Annotated in this window: 14 protein-coding genes; 9 read left to right on the top strand and 5 right to left on the bottom strand. The window is 73.6% G+C overall.

The genetic code is table 11. The features are described from left to right. Window positions 1–64 precede the first annotated feature (64 nt). Window positions 65–1,273: a cytochrome P450 gene (locus ACI8AP_RS15530; protein WP_456590261.1), complete on the bottom strand. Its 1,209-nt coding sequence runs from the start codon at window positions 1,271–1,273 to the stop codon at window positions 65–67. Window positions 1,274–1,417: 144 nt separating this feature from the next. Between ACI8AP_RS15530 and ACI8AP_RS15535 the strand changes: the two genes are divergently transcribed. The 8 genes from ACI8AP_RS15535 (at window position 1,418) to araA (ending at window position 11,748) form a co-directional block, all read left to right on the top strand. Further along, the gene (locus ACI8AP_RS15535) at window positions 1,418–2,347 is read left to right on the top strand and encodes a DUF5926 family protein (RefSeq protein WP_456590262.1); all 930 of its coding nucleotides are present in this window, start codon (window positions 1,418–1,420) and stop codon (window positions 2,345–2,347) included. Window positions 2,348–2,637: 290 nt separating this feature from the next. Then, on the top strand, window positions 2,638–3,789 hold the full coding sequence (chvE, locus tag ACI8AP_RS15540; RefSeq protein WP_456590263.1) for a multiple monosaccharide ABC transporter substrate-binding protein: 1,152 nt from the start codon (window positions 2,638–2,640) through the stop codon (window positions 3,787–3,789). Between the two features lie 142 nt (window positions 3,790–3,931). Then, entirely contained in the window at window positions 3,932–5,467 is a 1,536-nt protein-coding gene (gene mmsA / locus ACI8AP_RS15545; RefSeq protein WP_456590264.1) for a multiple monosaccharide ABC transporter ATP-binding protein, read from the top strand. Next, window positions 5,464–6,714 (top strand): multiple monosaccharide ABC transporter permease, encoded by a 1,251-nt coding sequence (mmsB, locus tag ACI8AP_RS15550; RefSeq protein WP_456590265.1) that lies wholly within the window; start codon window positions 5,464–5,466, stop codon window positions 6,712–6,714. The genes mmsA and mmsB overlap by 4 nt, the downstream gene beginning before the upstream one ends. Window positions 6,715–6,766: 52 nt before the next feature. Then, entirely contained in the window at window positions 6,767–7,807 is a 1,041-nt protein-coding gene (locus tag ACI8AP_RS15555) for a LacI family DNA-binding transcriptional regulator (RefSeq protein ID WP_456590266.1), read from the top strand. A 34-nt stretch (window positions 7,808–7,841) separates the two neighbouring features. After that, window positions 7,842–9,545 (top strand): xylulokinase, encoded by a 1,704-nt coding sequence (locus ACI8AP_RS15560; RefSeq protein ID WP_456590267.1) that lies wholly within the window; start codon window positions 7,842–7,844, stop codon window positions 9,543–9,545. Next, a complete protein-coding gene (locus ACI8AP_RS15565; RefSeq protein ID WP_456590268.1) occupies window positions 9,542–10,222 on the top strand; it encodes an L-ribulose-5-phosphate 4-epimerase in 681 nt (226 codons plus the stop codon). The genes ACI8AP_RS15560 and ACI8AP_RS15565 overlap by 4 nt, the downstream gene beginning before the upstream one ends. Window positions 10,223–10,236: 14 nt before the next feature. Further along, entirely contained in the window at window positions 10,237–11,748 is a 1,512-nt protein-coding gene (araA, locus tag ACI8AP_RS15570) for an L-arabinose isomerase (protein ID WP_456590269.1), read from the top strand. A 77-nt stretch (window positions 11,749–11,825) separates the two neighbouring features. On the opposite strand, the gene ACI8AP_RS15575 is transcribed toward araA, so the two are convergent. The 3 genes from ACI8AP_RS15575 to ACI8AP_RS15585 form a co-directional block, all read right to left on the bottom strand. Continuing rightward, window positions 11,826–13,142, bottom strand: a complete 1,317-nt coding sequence (locus ACI8AP_RS15575; protein ID WP_456590270.1) for a M20/M25/M40 family metallo-hydrolase — start codon at window positions 13,140–13,142, stop codon at window positions 11,826–11,828. Further along, complete coding sequence (locus ACI8AP_RS15580) at window positions 13,139–14,638, bottom strand: MFS transporter (protein ID WP_456590271.1); 1,500 nt, start codon at window positions 14,636–14,638, stop codon at window positions 13,139–13,141. Before ACI8AP_RS15580 ends, ACI8AP_RS15575 begins: the two co-directional genes overlap by 4 nt. Before the next feature lie 141 nt (window positions 14,639–14,779). Next, complete coding sequence (locus ACI8AP_RS15585) at window positions 14,780–16,003, bottom strand: arginine deiminase (RefSeq protein WP_456590272.1); 1,224 nt, start codon at window positions 16,001–16,003, stop codon at window positions 14,780–14,782. A 107-nt stretch (window positions 16,004–16,110) separates the two neighbouring features. On the opposite strand from ACI8AP_RS15585, the gene ACI8AP_RS15590 reads away from it, so the two are divergent. Continuing rightward, window positions 16,111–16,878, top strand: coding sequence for an SDR family oxidoreductase (locus ACI8AP_RS15590; RefSeq protein WP_456590273.1), 768 nt, complete (start codon window positions 16,111–16,113; stop codon window positions 16,876–16,878). A gap of 72 nt (window positions 16,879–16,950) precedes the next feature. Here the strand turns inward: ACI8AP_RS15590 and ACI8AP_RS15595 are convergent, their stop codons facing one another. Next, window positions 16,951–18,603 (bottom strand): FAD-binding oxidoreductase, encoded by a 1,653-nt coding sequence (locus ACI8AP_RS15595; RefSeq protein WP_456590274.1) that lies wholly within the window; start codon window positions 18,601–18,603, stop codon window positions 16,951–16,953. Between the last annotated feature and the right edge of the window lie 14 nt (window positions 18,604–18,617).

Raw genomic sequence — 18,617 nt, forward strand, 5'->3', positions numbered from 1 at the left:
GAAGACGTATCGGCCCGGCAGCCGGACCCCAGCGCGGAAGATCTCGGTTCGGTAACGGCCCCGATCAGGCGGTGAGGACGACGGGCAGCGTCTCCAGGCCGCGGATGACGAACTCGGGACGGCGCACCGGCTCACCGCCGAGCTCGAGCACCGACGTCCGGTCCAGCAGCGCGCCGAAGGTGGCCTGCAGCTCGACCCGGGCCAGTGGCGCCCCGATGCAGAAGTGGATGCCCGCACCGAACGCGATGTGCGGGTTGTCGCTACGGCGGACGTCGAGGGTCTCGGGGTCGGCGAAGACGGTGGGGTCGTGGTTCGCCGCGCCGAGGAGGGCGGCGATCTTCTGCCCCTCGGCCACGGTCACGCCGCCGAGCTCCACGTCCGCGGTGGCGGTGCGCTCGAACAGCTGCAGCGGCGGGTCGAAGCGCATGAGCTCCTCCAGCGCCGCGGGGCGCAGACCCGGCTCCGCGCGGAGGGCAGCCAGCTGGTCGGGGTGGCGCAGGAGCGCCAGCATGCCGTTGCCGGTGACGTTCACCGTGGCCTCGTGGCCGGCGTTGAGCAGCAGGATGCAGGTGGTGACCAGCTCGTCCTCGGTCAGCCGGTCGCCGTCGGCGTCCCGGACGGACACCAGGTGGGATAGCAGGTCCTCGCCGGGGGCGGTACGGCGCTCGGCGGCCAGCTGCCGCAGGTAGGTGACGAACTCGTCCGCCGCGCGCTCGGCCGCCTCCTCGACGGCTGCCGTGCGCCCGTACTCGTACATCTTCACGATCGCGTTCGACCACGGCCGCAGCAGCGGGCGGTCGGCCTCGGGCACGCCCAGCAGCTCGGCGATCACCGCGACCGGCAGCTGCTCGGCCATGCCGGTGAGCAGGTCGACCGGCGTCGACCCGGCCGAGCGCTCGACCAGCTCGTCGGCCAGCCGGCCGGCCAGCTCCTCCACCCACGGGCGCAGCCGCTCCACGTGCCCGCGGGCGAACGCGCTGGTGATCAGCCGCCGCAGCCGGGTGTGGTCCGGCGGCTCCATCTCCAGGATGGCGTTGCGGTGGATGAGGTTGAAGCTCTCGAACCGGTCGGCCGGCTCCTTGTCCGCCCAGATGCGGCCCAGCCGGCGGTCGCGCAGCACGGCGTTGGACTCCGCGTGGGTGAACGCCAACCAGAGTCCCAGCCCCTCGTGCCACTGCACCGGCGCCTGCGCCCGGGCCCGCGCGAACGCCGGGTACGGGTCGGCGACGAACGAGGGGGCGGTGAGGTCGAGCGCGTCGACGGCCGGGGACACGCCGGGAAGCCTAGGAGCCCGCCCGCGGCGTCCGGCACCCGCGGGCCCGCCGACGAGTGAGACGAACTCGGCTTCGAGGCCGCGTCCCCCGGCGCCCGCGGCCTCGGGGCGGGGCCCCGCACCCCGCCACATACGCTGACCCGCATGGCTTCCCGCAAGCGCTCGTCCGCCCCCGCTGCCGCGCCGGAGGGCGTGAACCCGAAGGCGCCCTGCCCCTGCGGGTCGGGCCGCCGCTACAAGCACTGCCACGGCTCCGGGTACGCCCCGCCGGTCGTCCGGCCGTTCGAGGGCCTGCCCGGCGAGGCCGACTGGGTGGCGCTGCGCGAGCTCGTCCCGGCGGCGACGGCGACGCTGCGCTCGGCCGACGGGCGCGAGCTCACCCTGGCCAGCGTGCTGCCCGGCGGCGCCCCCGCTCTGGTGCGCGCCAACGGCCAGATCCTCGTCGGCGCCCAGCTGGCGACGTCGTCGGACGACGTCAGCCGCGACCTCGGCACCGCCGTCGCCGCCGCGCTGGAGGCCCCCGCGGGCGCGCCGGTGGACCCGGGCCCCATCGGGGGCACCGGCTCGGCCGGCCCACGGCTGCAGGAGGTGCTCGACCTCACCGCGCCGCTCGAGGTGACCGTGCACGACAGCTTCGACTTCTGGCTGGAGGGCACCGACCCCAGCCCCGCCGCGCGCGCCGGCCTGACCCAGGCCAACGAGGCGATCCTGCCCACCGTCCGGCTGGAAGGGCTGGAGGCCGCCTACTGGGTGCGCCCGGGCAGCGAGCGGGCGCACCTGCGCTGGGTGCGGCCGGAGAAGGAGGAGCAGTTGCTCGACGCGCTGGCCCGCCTGTCGGCGTCCGAGCAGATCCTCCTCGGTGAGGGCACCCGCTACGCCGGCGCCTTCCGCGCCCACGGTCTCGTCGTCCCGGTGTGGGACCTGCCGGCCGACACCCCGGCCGAGGACTGGGCCGCACCGGCGACCGAGTTCCAGAGCCGGCTCGAGGCCGCCCTGGCCGAGACGGCCCCGCTGACCGCCGACGAGCGGCGCGCCCGCGCCGGGCTGCTCTCCCGCCAGATCACCCTGCGGTAGCCGGCTGCGGGGCGCACGAACGGGTGACGCCGCGCAACCGACGCGCCCGGGAGCGGCCCGCCCGGTGACCGCCCGTACCGGCCGCCCGGCGGGGAGAACGCGCTGGCGGCCGGGCGTGCGCCTGCCCGGACGGCGCTTGCCGGGTGTCCGGCGGATGGACGTGTCGTTACGCGACCGTGACGCGAACCGCACTTGACGGCGGCTCGTGTTAGCGCTCACATAGACGGGTCCGCAGACGCGGGCCTGAGCGCCGACGCGACGGCGGCAGAAGCTTCAACGAGGAGGCCCATGTGAGCAAGAAGCTCGGCCTGACCGCACTGGGCGCCACCCTGGCGCTCGGTCTGGCGGCGTGCGGCGGCGAGGGCGCCGGCAGCACCAACGACACGGCCAACGCCAACCCGGAGGACCTGTCGATCGGCGTCTCGATGCCGACGCAGACCTCCGAGCGCTGGATCGCCGACGGCGAGAACGTCGAGGAGCAGCTGACCGAGGCCGGGTACGACGTCGAGCTGCGGTACGCCAACGACGACATCCCGACCCAGGCGCAGCAGATCGACACGATGATCACCCAGGGCGTCGACGCCCTGATCGTCGCCGCCATCGACGGCACCGCGCTGACCAGCCAGCTCGCCAACGCCGCCGCCGAGGGCATCCCGGTCATCTCCTACGACCGGCTCATCCGCGACACCGAGAACGTCGACTTCTACGTCAGCTTCGACAACTTCAAGGTCGGCGTCGCCCAGGGCGAGTCCCTGCTCAAGGGCCTCGGCGTCCTGGACGAGAACGGCGAGCGCACCGACGCCGCCGGTCCGTTCAACGTCGAGCTGTTCGCCGGCTCGCTGGACGACAACAACGCGCACTTCTTCTGGGACGGCGCCATGTCGGTGCTGCAGCCGCTGATCGACGACGGCACGCTGGTCGTCCCGTCCGGGCAGACCGACATCGGGCAGGCCGCGATCCTGCGCTGGGCGCAGGAGGGCGCGCAGCGGCGCATGGAGGACCTGCTGACCTCCACGTACAACAGCGGCACCGTCCTCAACGGCGTCCTCTCGCCCTACGACGGCCTGTCCCGCGGCATCATCACCGCCCTGGAGAACGCCGGCTACGGCCCGACGATCACCGCCCCGGAGCGGCCGATGCCGATCATCACCGGTCAGGACGCCGAGATCGCCTCCGTCAAGCTGATCGACGACGAGATCCAGTACTCGACGATCTTCAAGGACACCCGGCTGCTGGCCGAGCAGGCCGTCGCGGCCGCCCAGGCCTACCTGGAGGGCGAGGAGCCCGAGGCCAACGACACCGAGAGCTACCACAACGGCGTGAAGGTCGTGCCGTCGTACCTGCTCCCGGTGGAGACGGTTACCAAGGAGAACATCGAGCAGGTCCTGATCGACTCCGGTTACTACACCGCCGACGAGGTCGCCGCCGGTCAGACCAGCTGACCCGCGCTCCTCGGCAGCACCCCGCACGACCGGTCGGGCTCGGCGCCGCGTTCTCGCCGCCGGGCCCGACCGGGCACCATCCAGCAGTTCCGTGCACCGCCCAGCACCGTGACCCACTCAGCACCGAGGACGACGGAGTCCCATGGACAACATCCTGGAGATGCGCTCCATCACCAAGACCTTTCCCGGGGTCAAGGCGCTGGAGGACGTGAACCTCGCGGTTCGCGCCGGCGAGATCCACGCGATCTGCGGGGAGAACGGAGCCGGCAAGTCCACCCTGATGAAGGTGCTCTCGGGCGTGTACCCGGCGGGCAGCTACGACGGCGAGATCGTCTTCGACGGTCAGCCGGTCGCCTTCAGCGGCATCCGGGACAGCGAGCAGGTGGGGATCGTGATCATCCACCAGGAGCTGGCGCTGGTCCCCTACCTCTCGATCGCCGAGAACATCTTCCTCGGCAACGAGCGCCGCGGCCGCGGCGGCCTGATCGACTGGAACCGCGCGCACGCCGAGGCCGAGGCGCTGCTGCGGTCGGTGGGCCTGCGGGAGAACCCCGAGACGCCGGTCGGCCAGCTCGGCGTCGGCAAGCAGCAGCTGGTCGAGATCGCGAAGGCGCTGTCGAAGAACGTGCGGCTGCTCATCCTCGACGAGCCCACCGCCGCCCTCAACGACACCGACTCCGCGCACCTCCTGGGGTTGCTCCGCGACCTCAAGGGGCGCGGCATCACCTGCATCATGATCTCGCACAAGCTCGGTGAGATCACCGCGATCGCCGACAACGTCACGGTCATCCGCGACGGCAAGACGGTGGAGACGCTCAACCTGCACGCCGGCGAGGTCACCCAGGACCGGATCATCCGCGGGATGGTCGGCCGCGATCTGGAGAGCTACTACCCCGACCGCGAGTCGCACCCCGGGGAGGAGGTGCTCCGGGTCGAGGACTGGACCGTGTGGCACCCCACCCAGGACCGCAAGGTCGTCGACGGCGCCGGCTTCGACGTGCGCGCCGGCGAGGTGGTCGGCATCGCCGGGCTGATGGGCGCCGGGCGCACCGAGCTGGCGATGAGCATCTTCGGCCGCTCCTGGGGCCGCAACATCTCCGGCCGGCTGTACATGCACGGCAAGGAGATCCAGGCCCGCAACGTCCCGGAGGCGATCGACCACGGCATCGCCTACGCCACCGAGGACCGCAAGCACTACGGCCTCAACCTGATCGAGGACATCCGGCGCAACGTCTCCGCCGCCGCCCTCGGCAAGCTCTCCCGCCGGGGCTGGGTGAACGCCAACGAGGAGACCAAGGTCGCCGAGGCCAGCCGGCGCAGCATGAACATCAAGGCGCCGACGGTCTCCGCCGTCGTGGGCAAGCTCTCGGGCGGCAACCAGCAGAAGGTCGTGCTGTCCAAGTGGCTGTACACCGACCCCGAGGTGCTCATCCTCGACGAGCCGACGCGCGGCATCGACGTCGGCGCGAAGTACGAGATCTACACGATCATCAACCGTCTGGTGGCCGACGGGAAGGCCGTCGTCGTCATCTCGTCGGAGCTGCCCGAACTGCTCGGCATCTGCGACCGCATCTACACCCTCTCCGCCGGCCGGATCACCGGTCAGCTGCCCGTGCGCGAGGCGACCCAGGAGAACCTGATGGAGCTCATGACCCAGGACAAGGAGGTCGCGGCGTGACCAAGACCGTGCCGCAGACCGAGGAGATCACGCCGGCGCCGGGCGCCGCGCAGCAGGCGAAGGAGGACGCGCGGGGCGGCGGGCTGCTGGGCCTGGTCACCGCGAACCTGCGCACCAGCGGCATCTACATCGCCTTCGTGGCGATCGTGGCCCTGTTCGCGGTCCTCACCGGCGGGGACTCGCTGAGCCCCGGAAACCTGTCCAACATGGTCCTCCAGTACTCCTACATCCTGGTGCTGGCCATCGGCATGGTGATCGTGATCATCGCCGGGCACATCGATCTCTCGGTCGGTTCCGTGGTCGCGCTCACCGGTGCGGTCTCGGCCGTGCTGGTGATCCAGCAGGGCTTCCCGTACTGGGTCGGCATCGTGGCCGCGCTCGCCGTCGGCATCGCCGTCGGCGCCTGGCACGGCCTCTGGGTGGCCTACGTCGGCATCCCGGCGTTCATCGTCACCCTCGCCGGCATGCTGCTGTTCCGCGGCCTCACCCTGCAGGTCCTGGACAACGTCTCGCTCTCGCCCTTCCCCCGCGAGTACGGGCAGATCGCCACCGGCTTCATCAACGGCTGGCTCGGCGGCTACGGCTACGACGCGTTCACCCTGCTGATCGGTGCGGTCGCGGTGGCCGGCTACGCGGTCAGCGGCTGGCGGGCCCGGTCGGCGCGCATCCGCTACGACCAGCCGGTCGAGAGCCTCGGCCTGTTCGTCCTCAAGGTGGTCGCCGTCGGCGTCGTCGTGATGGCGTTCGCCTGGCAGCTCGCGAACTCCCGCGGCCTGCCGATCGTGCTGATCATCCTGGCCGTCCTGGTGCTGGTCTACGGCCTGGTCACCACCCGCACGGTGTTCGGGCGGCAGGTCTACGCGATCGGTGGGAACCTGCCGGCGGCGATGCTCTCCGGGGTGAAGGTCAAGAAGGTCAACTTCTGGATCTTCGTCAACATGGGCTTCCTCGCCGCGATCGCCGGGATCATCTACTCCTCGCGCATGAACGGGGCCCAGCCCGCAGCGGGTGAGATGTTCGAGCTCGACGCCATCGCGGCGGCCTTCATCGGCGGTGCCGCGGTGACCGGCGGCGTGGGCACGGTGGTCGGCGCCATGGTCGGCGGGCTGATCATGGCGGTGATGACCAACGGCATGCAGCTCATGGGGATCGAGCAGCAGGTGCAGATGGTCGTCAAGGGCCTCGTGCTCCTGCTCGCCGTGGCCTTCGACGTCTACAACAAGCGGCGCGCCGGCGCCTCGCGCTGACCGGCGGCGGCGCCTGCGGAGGACCGTGCCGGGCAACGAGGGAGGAGCGGGCGTGACAGCCGAGGTCGTGGGGTCCCGTCCCCCGGGGCTGGCCGCCGTGGCCGCGCGGGCGGGGGTGTCGCACCAGACGGTCTCCCGGGTCATCAACGGGCACCCGAGCGTCGCGCCCCTCACCCGCGAGCGGGTCCAGCGGGCGATCGCCGAGCTCGGGTACCGCCCGAACCGGGCGGCCCGGGCGCTGGTCACCGGCACCACCCGCACGATCGGCCTGGTCACGGTCAACATCGCCCAGTACGGCCCGGCGCAGATGATGATCGGCCTGGAGCGGGCCGCCCGGGCGGCCGGGTACGCGCTGTCGGTGGCGATCCTCGACGAGGCCACCGCCGACGCCATGCGGGAGTCGGTCGACAACCTGGTGGCCCAGGGTGTCGACGCGGTCGTGGCGCTGTCCACCTACGACGACGCCGCCGACGCGGTGAGCCGGCTCGAGCCGCCGGTCCCCCTGGTCGCCGTCCAGGTGGGCGGGGCGGACGGGCGGCCGGCCGTCGCGATCGACCAGGAGGCCGGGGCGCGGGCGGCGGTGCGGCACCTGCTGGACCTGGGGCACGCGACGGTGCACCACCTGCCCGGCCCGGCGGACTCCCAGGAGTCCCGCGGTCGCGCCGACGGGTGGCGCGCGGAGCTCGCGGCCGCCGGTGCGTGGCTGCCCGAGGAGTTGCCGCGCGGCGACTGGACGCCGGCTTCCGGATACGCCGCCGGCGAGGAGCTCGTGGCCCGGCGGCGCGCGGGGGAGCAGATCACCGCCGTCTTCGCGGCCAACGACCAGATGAGCCTGGGTCTGCTGGCGGCGCTGCACGACGCCCGGCTCACCGTGCCGGGCGACGTGAGCGTCGTGGGCTTCGACGACCTGCCCGAGGCCCCGTACTTCGTGCCGCCGCTGACCACGATCCGGCAGGACTTCGCCGAGCTCGGCCGACGGGGCGTGGACCTGGTGCTCGGCCGCATCCGGGGCGAGTCCCCGCATCCCGACCCTGTCCCGCCGAGCCTGGTGGTGCGGGCCAGTGCGGGCTCCCCGCCCGCCGTGAGAGGCTGATGTGAACGCTCACAAATCACCCGGAGGAGACCCGATGGGCCAGCAGGCGGACGCCGTGACGGCCGGCGCCGGTGCCGGCACGGACCCCGGCGAGGCGATCACCGCGGGCCGCACGGCGCTGGGCATCGAGCTCGGGTCGACGCGGATCAAGGCGGTGCTGATCGGCCCGGACCACGCTCCGCTCGCCGTCGGCAGCTCCGACTGGGAGAACCGGCTGGTCGACGGCGTGTGGACGTACTCGCTGGACGCCGTCTGGTCGGGCGTGCAGGAGAGCGTCGCGGCCCTGGCCGAGGACGTGCGGCGCCGCCACGGGGTCGAGCTGACCGGAGCCGGTGCGCTCGGGGTGTCGGCGATGATGCACGGCTACCTGGCCTTCGACGCCCGGGGTGAGCTGCTCGCGCCGTTCCGCACCTGGCGCAACACCAACACGGGGCGGGCCACCGAGCGGCTCAGCGCGGAGTTCGGCGTCAACATCCCGCACCGGTGGAGCGTCGCGCACCTCTACCAGGCGGTCCTGGACGGCGAGGAGCACCTTGCCCGGCTCGACCACCTGACCACCCTCGCCGGCTACGTGCACTGGCAGCTCACCGGGGAGCGGGTGCTCGGCGTGGGGGACGCCAGCGGCATGTTCCCCATCGACGCCACCACCGGCGGCTACGACGCCGCGATGCTGGCCCGGTTCGACCAGCTGGCCGCCGAGGCCGGGGTGGAGGTCACCCTCGCCGAGCTGCTGCCGGCCATCGCCGTCGCCGGCCAGCCGGCCGGCACGCTCACCGCGGCGGGCGCGCGGCTCCTCGACCCGGCCGGGCGGCTGCGCCCCGGCATCCCGCTCTGCCCCCCGGAGGGCGACGCGGGCACCGGCATGGTCGCCACGAACTCGGTCGCGCCGCGCACCGGCAACGTCTCCGCCGGGACGTCGATCTTCGCCATGGTGGTGCTCGAGCGGGAGCTCGCCGCGGTGCACCGCGAGCTGGACCTGGTCACCACACCGGCCGGCGACCCGGTGGCGATGGTGCACTGCAACAACGGCGCCAGCGAGCTGGACGCGTGGGCCGGGCTGTTCACCGAGTTCGCCCGGGCGCTGGGTGCCGACGCCGAGCCGGGGAAGGTCTTCGAGACACTCTTCACCGCCGCGCTGGACGGGCAGAGCGACTGCGGCGGGATGCTCGCCTACAACTACCTCTCCGGGGAGCCGATCACCGGTCTGGAGGAGGGGCGGCCGCTCTTCCTGCGGTCGCCGGACAGCAGGCTGGACCTGGGCACCTTCATGCGCACCCACCTGTTCTCCTCCCTGGCCACGCTCCGGATCGGCATGGACGTCCTGCAGAAGGCCGAGGGCGTGCGGCTGGACCGGATGTTCGCCCACGGCGGCATGTTCAAGACCGAGGGCGTCGCCCAGCGCTTCCTGGCCGCCGCGACCGACACCCCGGTCTCCGTCGGCGACGTCGCCGGTGAGGGGGGTGCCTGGGGCATGGCCGTCCTCGCCGCCTTCGCGACCGGTCGCTCCCCGGAGCAGGGCCTGGCCGACTACCTGGACACCGCGGTCTTCGCCGGCACCAGCCTGCAGACCGCCGAGCCCGACCCGGTCGACGTCGCGGGCTTCGACGCGTTCATGGAGCGGTACGTCGCCGGCCTGCCGGTCGAGCAGGCCGCCGTCGACCACGTGGGAGTCGGCCGCGGACGGGCCGCCGACGCCCCGACGACCTCCCCCGTCCCGAAGGAGGAGCACCTGGCATGAGCAGCCCGACCCTGACCGAGCGCGGCACCCACCGGGAACTGCGCGAGCACGTCGCCGCGCTGCACGGCGAGCTGACCCGGTACGAGCTGGTCACCTGGACCGCCGGGAACGTCTCGGCCCGCGTGCCCGGCGAGGACCTGTTCGTCATCAAGGGCAGCGGCGTCTCCTACGACGAGCTGACCTGGGAGGGCATCACCGTCTGCGACCTGGACGGCGCCGTCGTCGACGGGGTCAAGGCGCCCTCGTCGGACACCGCCGCCCACGCCTACGTCTACCGGCACATGCCGGAGGTCGGGGGCCAGGTGCACACGCACAGCCCGTACGCCGCGGCCTGGGCCGCGCGCGGCGAGGAGATCCCGTGCGTGCTGACGGCGATGGCCGACGAGTTCGGCGGCCCGATCCCGGTGGGCCCCTTCGCGCTGATCGGGGACGACTCGATCGGTCAGGGCGTCGTCGCCACGCTGTCGGGGTCGCGCTCACCCGCCGTCCTGATGCAGAACCACGGCGTCTTCACCATCGGCCGGGACGCCCGGGCCGCCGTCAAGGCGGCCGTCATGACCGAGGACGTCGCCCGCACCGTGCACCTGTCCCGGCAGCTGGGCGAGCCGATCCCCATCGCGCAGTCGGACATCGACTCGCTCTACGCGCGCTACCAGAACGTCTACGGACAGCGCTGAGGAAGGACGACTTCGTGGCACAGGACCCCTACGCCGGGGCGCAGGTGTGGTTCCTCACGGGCAGCCAGGGGCTGTACGGGGAGGAGACGCTGCAGCAGGTGGCCGACCAGTCCCGCCGGGTGGCGGTCGCGCTCGACGCGGCCGCCGAGATTCCCGCCGAGGTGGTGTGGAAGCCGGTGCTCACCGACGCCGGCGCCATCCGCCGGGCGATGGGCGAGGCCAACGAGGACCCGTCCTGCATCGGGGTGATCACCTGGATGCACACCTTCTCGCCGGCCAAGATGTGGATCGCCGGGATCGACGCCCTGCGCAAGCCACTGCTGCACCTGCACACCCAGGCCGACGCCGCCCTCCCGTGGGCGACGATCGACATGGACTTCATGAACCTCAACCAGGCCGCCCACGGCGACCGCGAGTACGGGTTCGTCCTCACCCGGTTGCGCCAGCCGCGCACCACCGTCGCCGGCCACGTGGACAACCCCGCGGTGCGGGCACGGGTGGGTTCCTGGGTGCGCGCGGCCGCCGGGGCCGCGGCCGCCCGGAACCTCAAGCTGGCCCGCTTCGGCGACAACATGCGCGACGTCGCCGTGACCGAGGGCGACAAGGTCGAGGCGCAGCTCCGCTTCGGCATGTCGGTGAACACCTGGGGGGTCAACGACCTGGTCGCCGTGGTCGACCAGGTGGCCGACGCCGACGTCGACGCGCTGGTGCAGGAGTACGGCGACCTCTACGAGCTGGCCGCCGACGTCCGGCCGGGCGGGGAGCGGCACGACTCGGTCCGCTACCAGGCGCGGATCGAGCTGGCGCTGCGGCAGTTCCTCACCGAGGGTGGGTTCGGGGCCTTCACCACCAACTTCGAGGACCTCGGCGGACTGCGCCAGCTGCCCGGGCTGGCCGTGCAGCGCCTCATGGCCGACGGCTTCGGCTTCGGCGGGGAGGGCGACTGGAAGACCTCCGCCCTGCTGCGGGTGCTCAAGGTGGCCGCGGCCGGCCTGCCGGGTGGCACGTCGTTCATGGAGGACTACACCTACGACCTGGCCTCCGACCGGCCGAAGATCCTCGGCGCGCACATGCTCGAGGTCTGCCCGACGATCTCCGGCGAGCGGCCCCGGCTCGAGGTGCACCCGCTCTCGATCGGCGGCCGCGAGGACCCCGCCCGCCTGGTCTTCACCGCCGCTCCCGGCGAGGGGGTCGTCATCGGCTGGGCCGACCTCGGCGACCGGTTCCGCTGGGTGGCCAACGAGGTCGACGTCGTCCCGCCGTCCGAGCCGCTGCCGAACCTGCCCGTGGCCCGGGCGGTCTGGGAGCCGCGGCCGGACTTCGCGACCTCCACCGAGGGCTGGCTGACCGCCGGCGGCCCGCACCACACGGTGCTGTCCACCGCGCTGGACGCCGACGTGCTCACCGACCTCGCCGAGGTGTTCGGCGTGGAGCTCGTGGTCATCGACGGCGACACCACCCGCCGGTCGCTGGCCAAGGAGCTGCGCTGGAGCGCCGCGTACCACCGGCTGGCCGCCGGGATCTGACCGGCGGGGCCCTCCGCGCGCAGTCGGGCCCTGCCCACCCAGGTGGACAGGGCCCGACCGTCCCGAGGACCGTGCGCTCAGAGGCCGCGGATCAGGTGCCGGAAGAACTCGACGCCCCGCTCCAGGGTCTCGACCCGGATCCGCTCGTCCGCGGCGTGCAGCGCCCCGAGCTCCTCTCGGCTGAGGTCGAAGGGCATGAACCGGTACACGCTGTCGCTGATGGCGTGGAAGTGTCGGGCGTCGCTGGCCTGCACCATCACGTAGGGCGCCACGGTCGCGTCGGGGTAGACGGCCAGCGCCGAGGCCCGGATGGCGGCGAAGGCGTCGTTGTCGGCCCGGGAGATCGTCGTCGGGTCGCTGCCCGAGACCACCCGCACCTCCACGGCCGGGTCGCCGATCACCCGGCGCAGCCGGTCGACCGTCGACTGCACCGTCTCGCCCAGCGCGATCCGGATGTTCAGGTGCGCCGTCGCCCGGGTGGCCAGGACGTTCGCCGCCCGGCTGCCCTCCAGCTGGGTGACCGCCACGGTGGTGCGCACCATGGCGTTGGCCTCGCGGCCGGCGCGGGACAGGACGGCGGCCAGGGCCGGCCGCAGCCGGTGCGCCCGACCCAGGACGGCGCGCACCGGTGCGGGCGCCTTCGGCCGCACGGCCTCGATCATGCCGAGGACGACGTCGTTGAGGCGGGCCGGGAACGGGTGCTCCTCCAGGGCGACGATCGCTCGCGCGAGCCGGGCCGGCGCGCCGTTACGCGTGGGGGAGGAGGCGTGCCCGCCGGGGTCGCTGGTGGCCAGCTCCACGTCCAGCAGGCCCTTCTCGGCGAGCCCGACGACGCCGATCTGCCCGGGCACCCCGGGGAACATGCCGCTCACCACGGCGCCGCCCTCGTCGAGCACGGCCCACGGCCGGATCCCCCGCGCGCGCAGCGAGTCCACTGCAAGCTGGGCACCGACCCCGGCGACCTCCTCGTCGTTGCCGAAGGAGAGGTGGACGTCGCGGCGCGGGGTGAAGCCGGCCGCCGCCAGCGACTCGACCGCCTCGATGATCGCGACCAGCGAGCCCTTGTCGTCGATGGCGCCGCGGCCGTGCACGACGCCGTCCTCGATCGAGCCGGAGAACGGGTCGCGGCTCCACTCCTGGCCGTCGACGGGGACGACGTCGTAGTGGGCCATGAGGACCAGCGGCGGCTCGTCGGTCGTGCCGCGCCACCGGTACAGCAGGGCGCCGTCGCCCAGCACCTCGCGCTCCAGCACCTCGTGCGTGGCCGGGTAGAGCTCGGCCAGCCGGTCGCGGAACCGGGCGAACACCGCCTGGTCGACCCGCTCGCGGTCGCGGGAGGAGACGGTGGGGATGCGGATCAGCTCCGCCAGCCGTTCGGCCGCTCCGGTCGTCACGCCCGGCTCCTCTCGTCCGCCGTGGGCAGGGGCTGGTCGGTCACCGGTCCGTCGGAGAAGGCCAGCCGTGGCACGAACACCAGGGCGACCGCGGCCAGCAGCGCCGTCGTCCCGCAGACCACCCAGACCGTGATGTAACCCGACAGCGAGCCGGCGGTGCCCGCCGACCCGTCGGGCAGCAGCGGCACGTTCGAGGCCAGCGCGATGGCGAAGGCGGCGGAGGCGAACGACCCGCCGAGCACCTTCGTGGTGTTGGTCAGCCCGGTGGCGACGGCCGTCCGGCCCACCGGCGCCGCCGCGGCGGCCGCCGCCGGGAGCGCGGCGACCAGCGCCCCGGAGCCGAGGCCGGCGATCGCGATGCAGGCCAGCATCTGCGCCAGCGTGTCGTGGAAGGGCACCAGCAGCAGGTAGCCGACGCCGGTCAGGGTCGCCGCGCCGATCAGCGTGCGCCGGGGCGTGGTCAGCCGGCTGACCCGGGAGAACTGGCTGGCGCCGACCAGCATGGAGACGACGTACGCACCGATGACGATGGACACCTCGCTGGTGGAGAGCCCGAGGCCGTAGCCGTAGACCTCCGGGTCGGTGCGCGCGAACGTGGAGAGCGGGCCCTGGGCGCCGAGCACGCTGATGCCGAAGAGGCCGGCGGTCAGCTGCACCGGCCACATCGAGGAGCTGCGCAGGACCCGGAAGTCGACCAGCGGGTCGTCCTGGCGCAGCTCGTACAGCACGAACGGGACGAGCAGCACGAGGCCGAGCGCGGTGACCGCCCACGGCCACAGCGCATCCTCGTTGAGGCGGACGAAGCTCAGCCCGCCGGTGATGACCAGCAGCACCAGGCTCAGCAGGGCCGCGCCCGTCGCGTCGACGCTGCCGCCGGTGCGGTCCTCGCTCTCCGGCACGAGGAAGGCCACGATCGCGCAGACGCCGACGACCAGGACCAGCGGGGCCAGGAGCACCAGCCAGAAGGTGCCGGCCAGGCTCTGCCCGATCTGCCCGCCGCCGAGCGCACCGACGATGGCGCCCGCCTGCAGCGCGGCCACGATCAGCCCGGTCGCCCGCCGGGTCTGGCTCGCGGCCCCGGGCGTCCGGCGCGACCGGTCCCAGATCAGCGCCACCTGCAGCGGCAGCCAGACCACGTACATGCCCTGCAGCGCCCAGGCGACGAGGAACAGCGGAAAGCTCTGGGCGAAGGCGAGCACGACGGTGGACAGCGCGACCACCACGGCGGACCACAGCAGCACCCGGCGGTGGCCGTAGAGGTCGCCGAGCTTGGCCAGCACCGGCACCGCGATGGCCGAGAGCATGAGCTGGGCCGCCTCGAGCCAGTTGACGTCGGCGTCGTTGACCCCGAGGTAACGCGCGATGTCGGTGAGCAGCGGGACGTAGTAGCCCTGCAGCACGCCGCTGGTGAACTCGACGAAGACCAGGTAGCCGACGAGCCCTCCGCCGATCCCCGCGATCCGGCCGGTCCGCCGTGCCGTCTCCGTGCGTGCCACCAGGCATCCCTTCGCCGAGCGCCGGGCCCGGCGCGGGAAGTTGGCAGCGTAGTGGTCGCGATCACGCTGGTGGGGGCTCCGGTGCGGAGAGTCCCCCGGTCGGAGCGCCGCGCCGCCGTCCCCGGTGTCGTGCGCCCGGCGTCAGAGCGGGGCGCGGGAGACGGGGCAGGACATGCAGCGCGGGCCGCCCCGGCCGCTGCCGAGCTCCGAGCCGGCGATCCGCACCACCTCGATGCCGGCGGCCTCGAGTGCGGCGTTGGTGACGGTGTTGCGCTCGTAGGCGACCGTCAGGCGCGGGGCCAGGGCCAGGGTGTTGTTGCCGTCGTCCCACTGCTCGCGCTCGGCGGTGACCGGGTCCAGTCCGGTGTCGATCACCCGCAGCTTGTCGATGCCCATCGCGGACGCGGCCGCGGTGAGGAACGGCTGGGGGCCGGTGACGGCGAGGTCGGTGGTGTCGGCGTCGTCGGCGATCCCGTACGGAGCCTTCACGGTCCAGGCGACCAGCGAGTCGGCGACCGCGGGATACATGACCATCGCGTCGACGTCGACCATCGTGGCGATGGTGTCCAGGTGCATGGTCGCCCGCTCCTGGGCGATCGGGACGACGAGCACCGTGTGCGCCAGGCCGCGGGCGAACAGCCGCCGCGCCAGCCGCTCCGCGCCGCCCGGTGTCGTCCGCTCGCCCACCCCCACGGCGACGACGCCCTCGGCCAGCAGCAGCACGTCACCGCCCTCCAGGTGCTCCAGGCCGGGCCCGTACAGCTGCTCGGACCCGGCGAAGCGCGGGTGGTGGGTGTAGATGGCTTCGGTGATCGTGCTCTCCCGGTGCCGCGCCGGCATCGCCAGCGAGGTCACCGCCACCTCGTCGCCGATCCACACCGAGGAGTCCCGGGTGAACAGCAGGTTGGGCAGCGGGGGGACGACGAAGTCCGAGCGGTCCATGAGCTGGTAGGCCAGCCCGTGGCCGCGCAGCTCGTCGTGCGCCAGGCCCGCGATCAGCGCCGTCGCCAGGTCCTCGGGGGAGAGCCAGGCCAGGTGCCGGGTGGCGTCGCGCTGCAGGGTCGCGCCCAGCCGCGGATCGTCGACGGCGGCGCCGATGAGCTCGGCCCGGGCGGCCGGGAAGGCGAGGACCTCGGCCAGCAGCGTCGCCAGGTGCAGCACCTCGACGCCGCGGTCGGTGAGCGCCTGGGCGAACGCGTCGTGCTCCTCCTGCGCCCGGGCCACCCACGGGACGCCGTCGAAGAGCAGCTGGTCGTTGTTGCGCGGCGTCAGCCGGCGGAGCTCGGGGCCGGGCCGGTGCAGCATCACCGTGCGCAGCGGGCCGACCTCGCTCGTGGCGCCCGGGGTCGCGGCGGATCCGATCATGGGAGCCAGGCTGGCACACCTGGCTCCGGCGCCGCCCGCTGCGGCCCTCGTTAGGGTGCCGGAGGTGGTGCCGACGACGGCGCCGCGACGCCGAACCGGAGGTACCCGTGGACCTGTTCGACCTGACCGGCAAGGTGGCTGTGGTCACCGGTGGCACCCGCGGCATCGGCCTGATGATGGCCCGGGGGCTGCTGCAGGCGGGGGCGAAGGTCTACCTCAGCTCCCGCAAGGCCGAGGCCGGCGACGCCGCCGTCGCGGAGCTCGCCGAGTTCGGCACCGCCGTCTCGATCCCCGCCGACCTCTCCACGGAGGCGGAGTGCGTGCGGCTGGCCGAGGAGGTGGGCCGTTCCGAGGAGCGGGTGCACATCCTGGTGAACAACGCCGGCGCCACCTGGGGCGAGCCGCTGGAGACCTTCCCCGAGTCGGCGTGGGACAAGCTGCTCGACCTGAACCTCAAGTCGCCGTTCTTCCTCACCCGCGCCTTCCTGCCGAAGCTCGAGGCCGCGGCCGCCGAGGGCGACCCGGCGCGCATCGTGAACGTCGGCAGCATCGACGGCCTGCACGTCAACCCGATGCCGACCTACTCCTACGCCGCGAGCAAGGCCGGGCTGCACCACCTCACCCGGGTGCTCGCCAAGGAGCTCGGGCCCAAGGGCATCACCGTCAACGCCGTGGCGCCGGGGCCGTTCGAGTCGAAGATGATGGCCGCCACGCTGGACGCCTTCGGGGCCGAGATCGCCGCGAAGTCGCCGCTGGGCCGCATCGGGCGTCCCGACGACATGGCGGGCGTCGTCGTCTACCTCTCGTCGCGGGCCGGCGCCTACGTCACCGGCGCGGTCATCCCCGTCGACGGCGGGATCGCCACGACCGCCTGAACCACCGGGCGAGATCTGCACACTGGCCCTCATCAGGCCGCTGATGGGGGTCAGTGTGCAGATCTCGCCCGTTCAGTCGGGGAGCAGGACGCCGGGGTTGCAGATGCCGCGCGGGTCGAGCCGCTGCTTGACCGCCCGCAGCACCTCCACGCCCAGCGGCCCGATCTCGCGCTCCAGCCACGGGCGGTGGTCGGCGCCGACGGCGTGGTGGTGGGTGAGCGTGCCGCCCGCGGCCAGCAGCGCGTCGGTCGCCGCCCGCTTGGCGGTGAGCCACTGCTGGATGGGCAGCGCGTCGTCGCGGTCGGCGATCACGGTCAGGTAGAGCGACGCGCCGGTGGCGTAGCCGTGCGAGACGTGCGCCAGCACCAGCGGCCGGTGCCCGCCGCGGGTCAGCGAGCCCTGCAGCGCGCGGCGGGTGGCGTCGTACACGGTGGGCAGCGCCGTCCAGGTGGCCGCCGTCTCCAGGGTCTCCACCAGCAGGCCGCCGTCCATCAGCCGGTCGCGCAGGTACGGCCCCTCGAACCGGTGCCGGCGCCAGGAGTCGCCCACCCGGCGGCCGAGCCGCACGGCGCCGCCGTCGCGCAGCAGCGAGGCGGCGGCCCGCATCCGGGCGCGCACCAGGTCGGGCACCCCCTCCCAGCCCACGACGAGCATGCAGCCCTCGCCGCGCCCCCGGGCCCGCAGGCTGCCGCGCAGCGCCTTCGCCCCGGCGCCGGCGGCCATGAGCAGGTTGGCGCGGGTCTCGTCGGCGTCGGAGAGCCGGACGACGTCGGGCAGCAGGTCGTGCCGGGCGAGCAGCTGGAGGGCGGCGAGCCCCGCCGGCCAGGTGCGGAACGACCAGCCCTCGTAGGCGCTGGCCGACGGCTTGGGGCGCACCCGCAGCGTCAGCTCGGTGATGACGCCGAGGGTCCCCTCCGAGCCCAGCGCGAGACCGAGCAGGTCGGGGCCGGCGGCCGAGGCGGGCGGGGAGCCCAGCTCCAGCACCCCGGACGGCGTGGCCAGCGTGAGGCCGGCGACCAGGTCGTCGAACCGGCCGACCCCGGTCGAGGACTGCCCGGCCGACCGGGTCGCGGCGTAGCCGCCGAGCGTGGCGAACTCCCAGCTCTGCGGCAGGTGGCCGAAGGTGAGGCCCTGCTGGGCCAGCGCCTGCTCGAGGGCGGGCCCGCGCATGCCCGGGCCCACGGTGACCAGCGAGGAGGGCACGTCCAGCGCCTGCACCGACGACATGCGCGACAGGTCGACGGCGATGGCGGGCCGGTCGTCGGGGTCGACGCCGGCCAGCCCGCCGACGACGCTGGTCCCGCCGCCGAACGGCACCACGACGATGCCGCGCTCGCTGCAGAGCGCGAGCAGCGCGGCGGTCTCCTCGGTGGTGCCGGGCAGCACCACGGCGTCGGGGGCGTCGGAGGCGTCGCCCTCCCGCCGGCGCAGCAGGTCGAGGTAGCTCTTGCCGCCGGCCCGCCGCAGCCGAGACTCCCGGTCGGTGCGCACGTGCTCCTCGCCGAGCAGGCCGGCCAGCGCCGCGCGGTCCTCCTCGGGGAGCCGGCAGGGTGCCAGCCGGATCTGCGCCACCGGCACGGGCGGCGTGGACCGCGGCTCCCAGCCCAGCTCGCGGGTGAGGTGGCGGCGCGCGGCCTTGGTCAGGGCGCCGTCGGGGCTCTCGTCGCCCTGGGGGGCGGGGCGCGGGCCCCAGCCCTGGATCGTCAGTTCCGGCTGCTCGGGCACGGCTACAGTCTGCC

Source organism: Blastococcus sp. SYSU DS1021, from assembly GCF_054050995.1.

Coding starts and splice junctions, on each gene's coding strand:
- mmsA (WP_456590264.1), top strand. CDS start 3,932: ATGGACAACATCCTGGAGATGCGCTCCATCACCAAGACCTTTCCCGGG.
- ACI8AP_RS15560 (WP_456590267.1), top strand. CDS start 7,842: ATGGGCCAGCAGGCGGACGCCGTGACGGCCGGCGCCGGTGCCGGCACG.
- ACI8AP_RS15535 (WP_456590262.1), top strand. CDS start 1,418: ATGGCTTCCCGCAAGCGCTCGTCCGCCCCCGCTGCCGCGCCGGAGGGC.
- ACI8AP_RS15585 (WP_456590272.1), bottom strand. CDS start 16,003: ATGATCGGATCCGCCGCGACCCCGGGCGCCACGAGCGAGGTCGGCCCG.
- ACI8AP_RS15565 (WP_456590268.1), top strand. CDS start 9,542: ATGAGCAGCCCGACCCTGACCGAGCGCGGCACCCACCGGGAACTGCGC.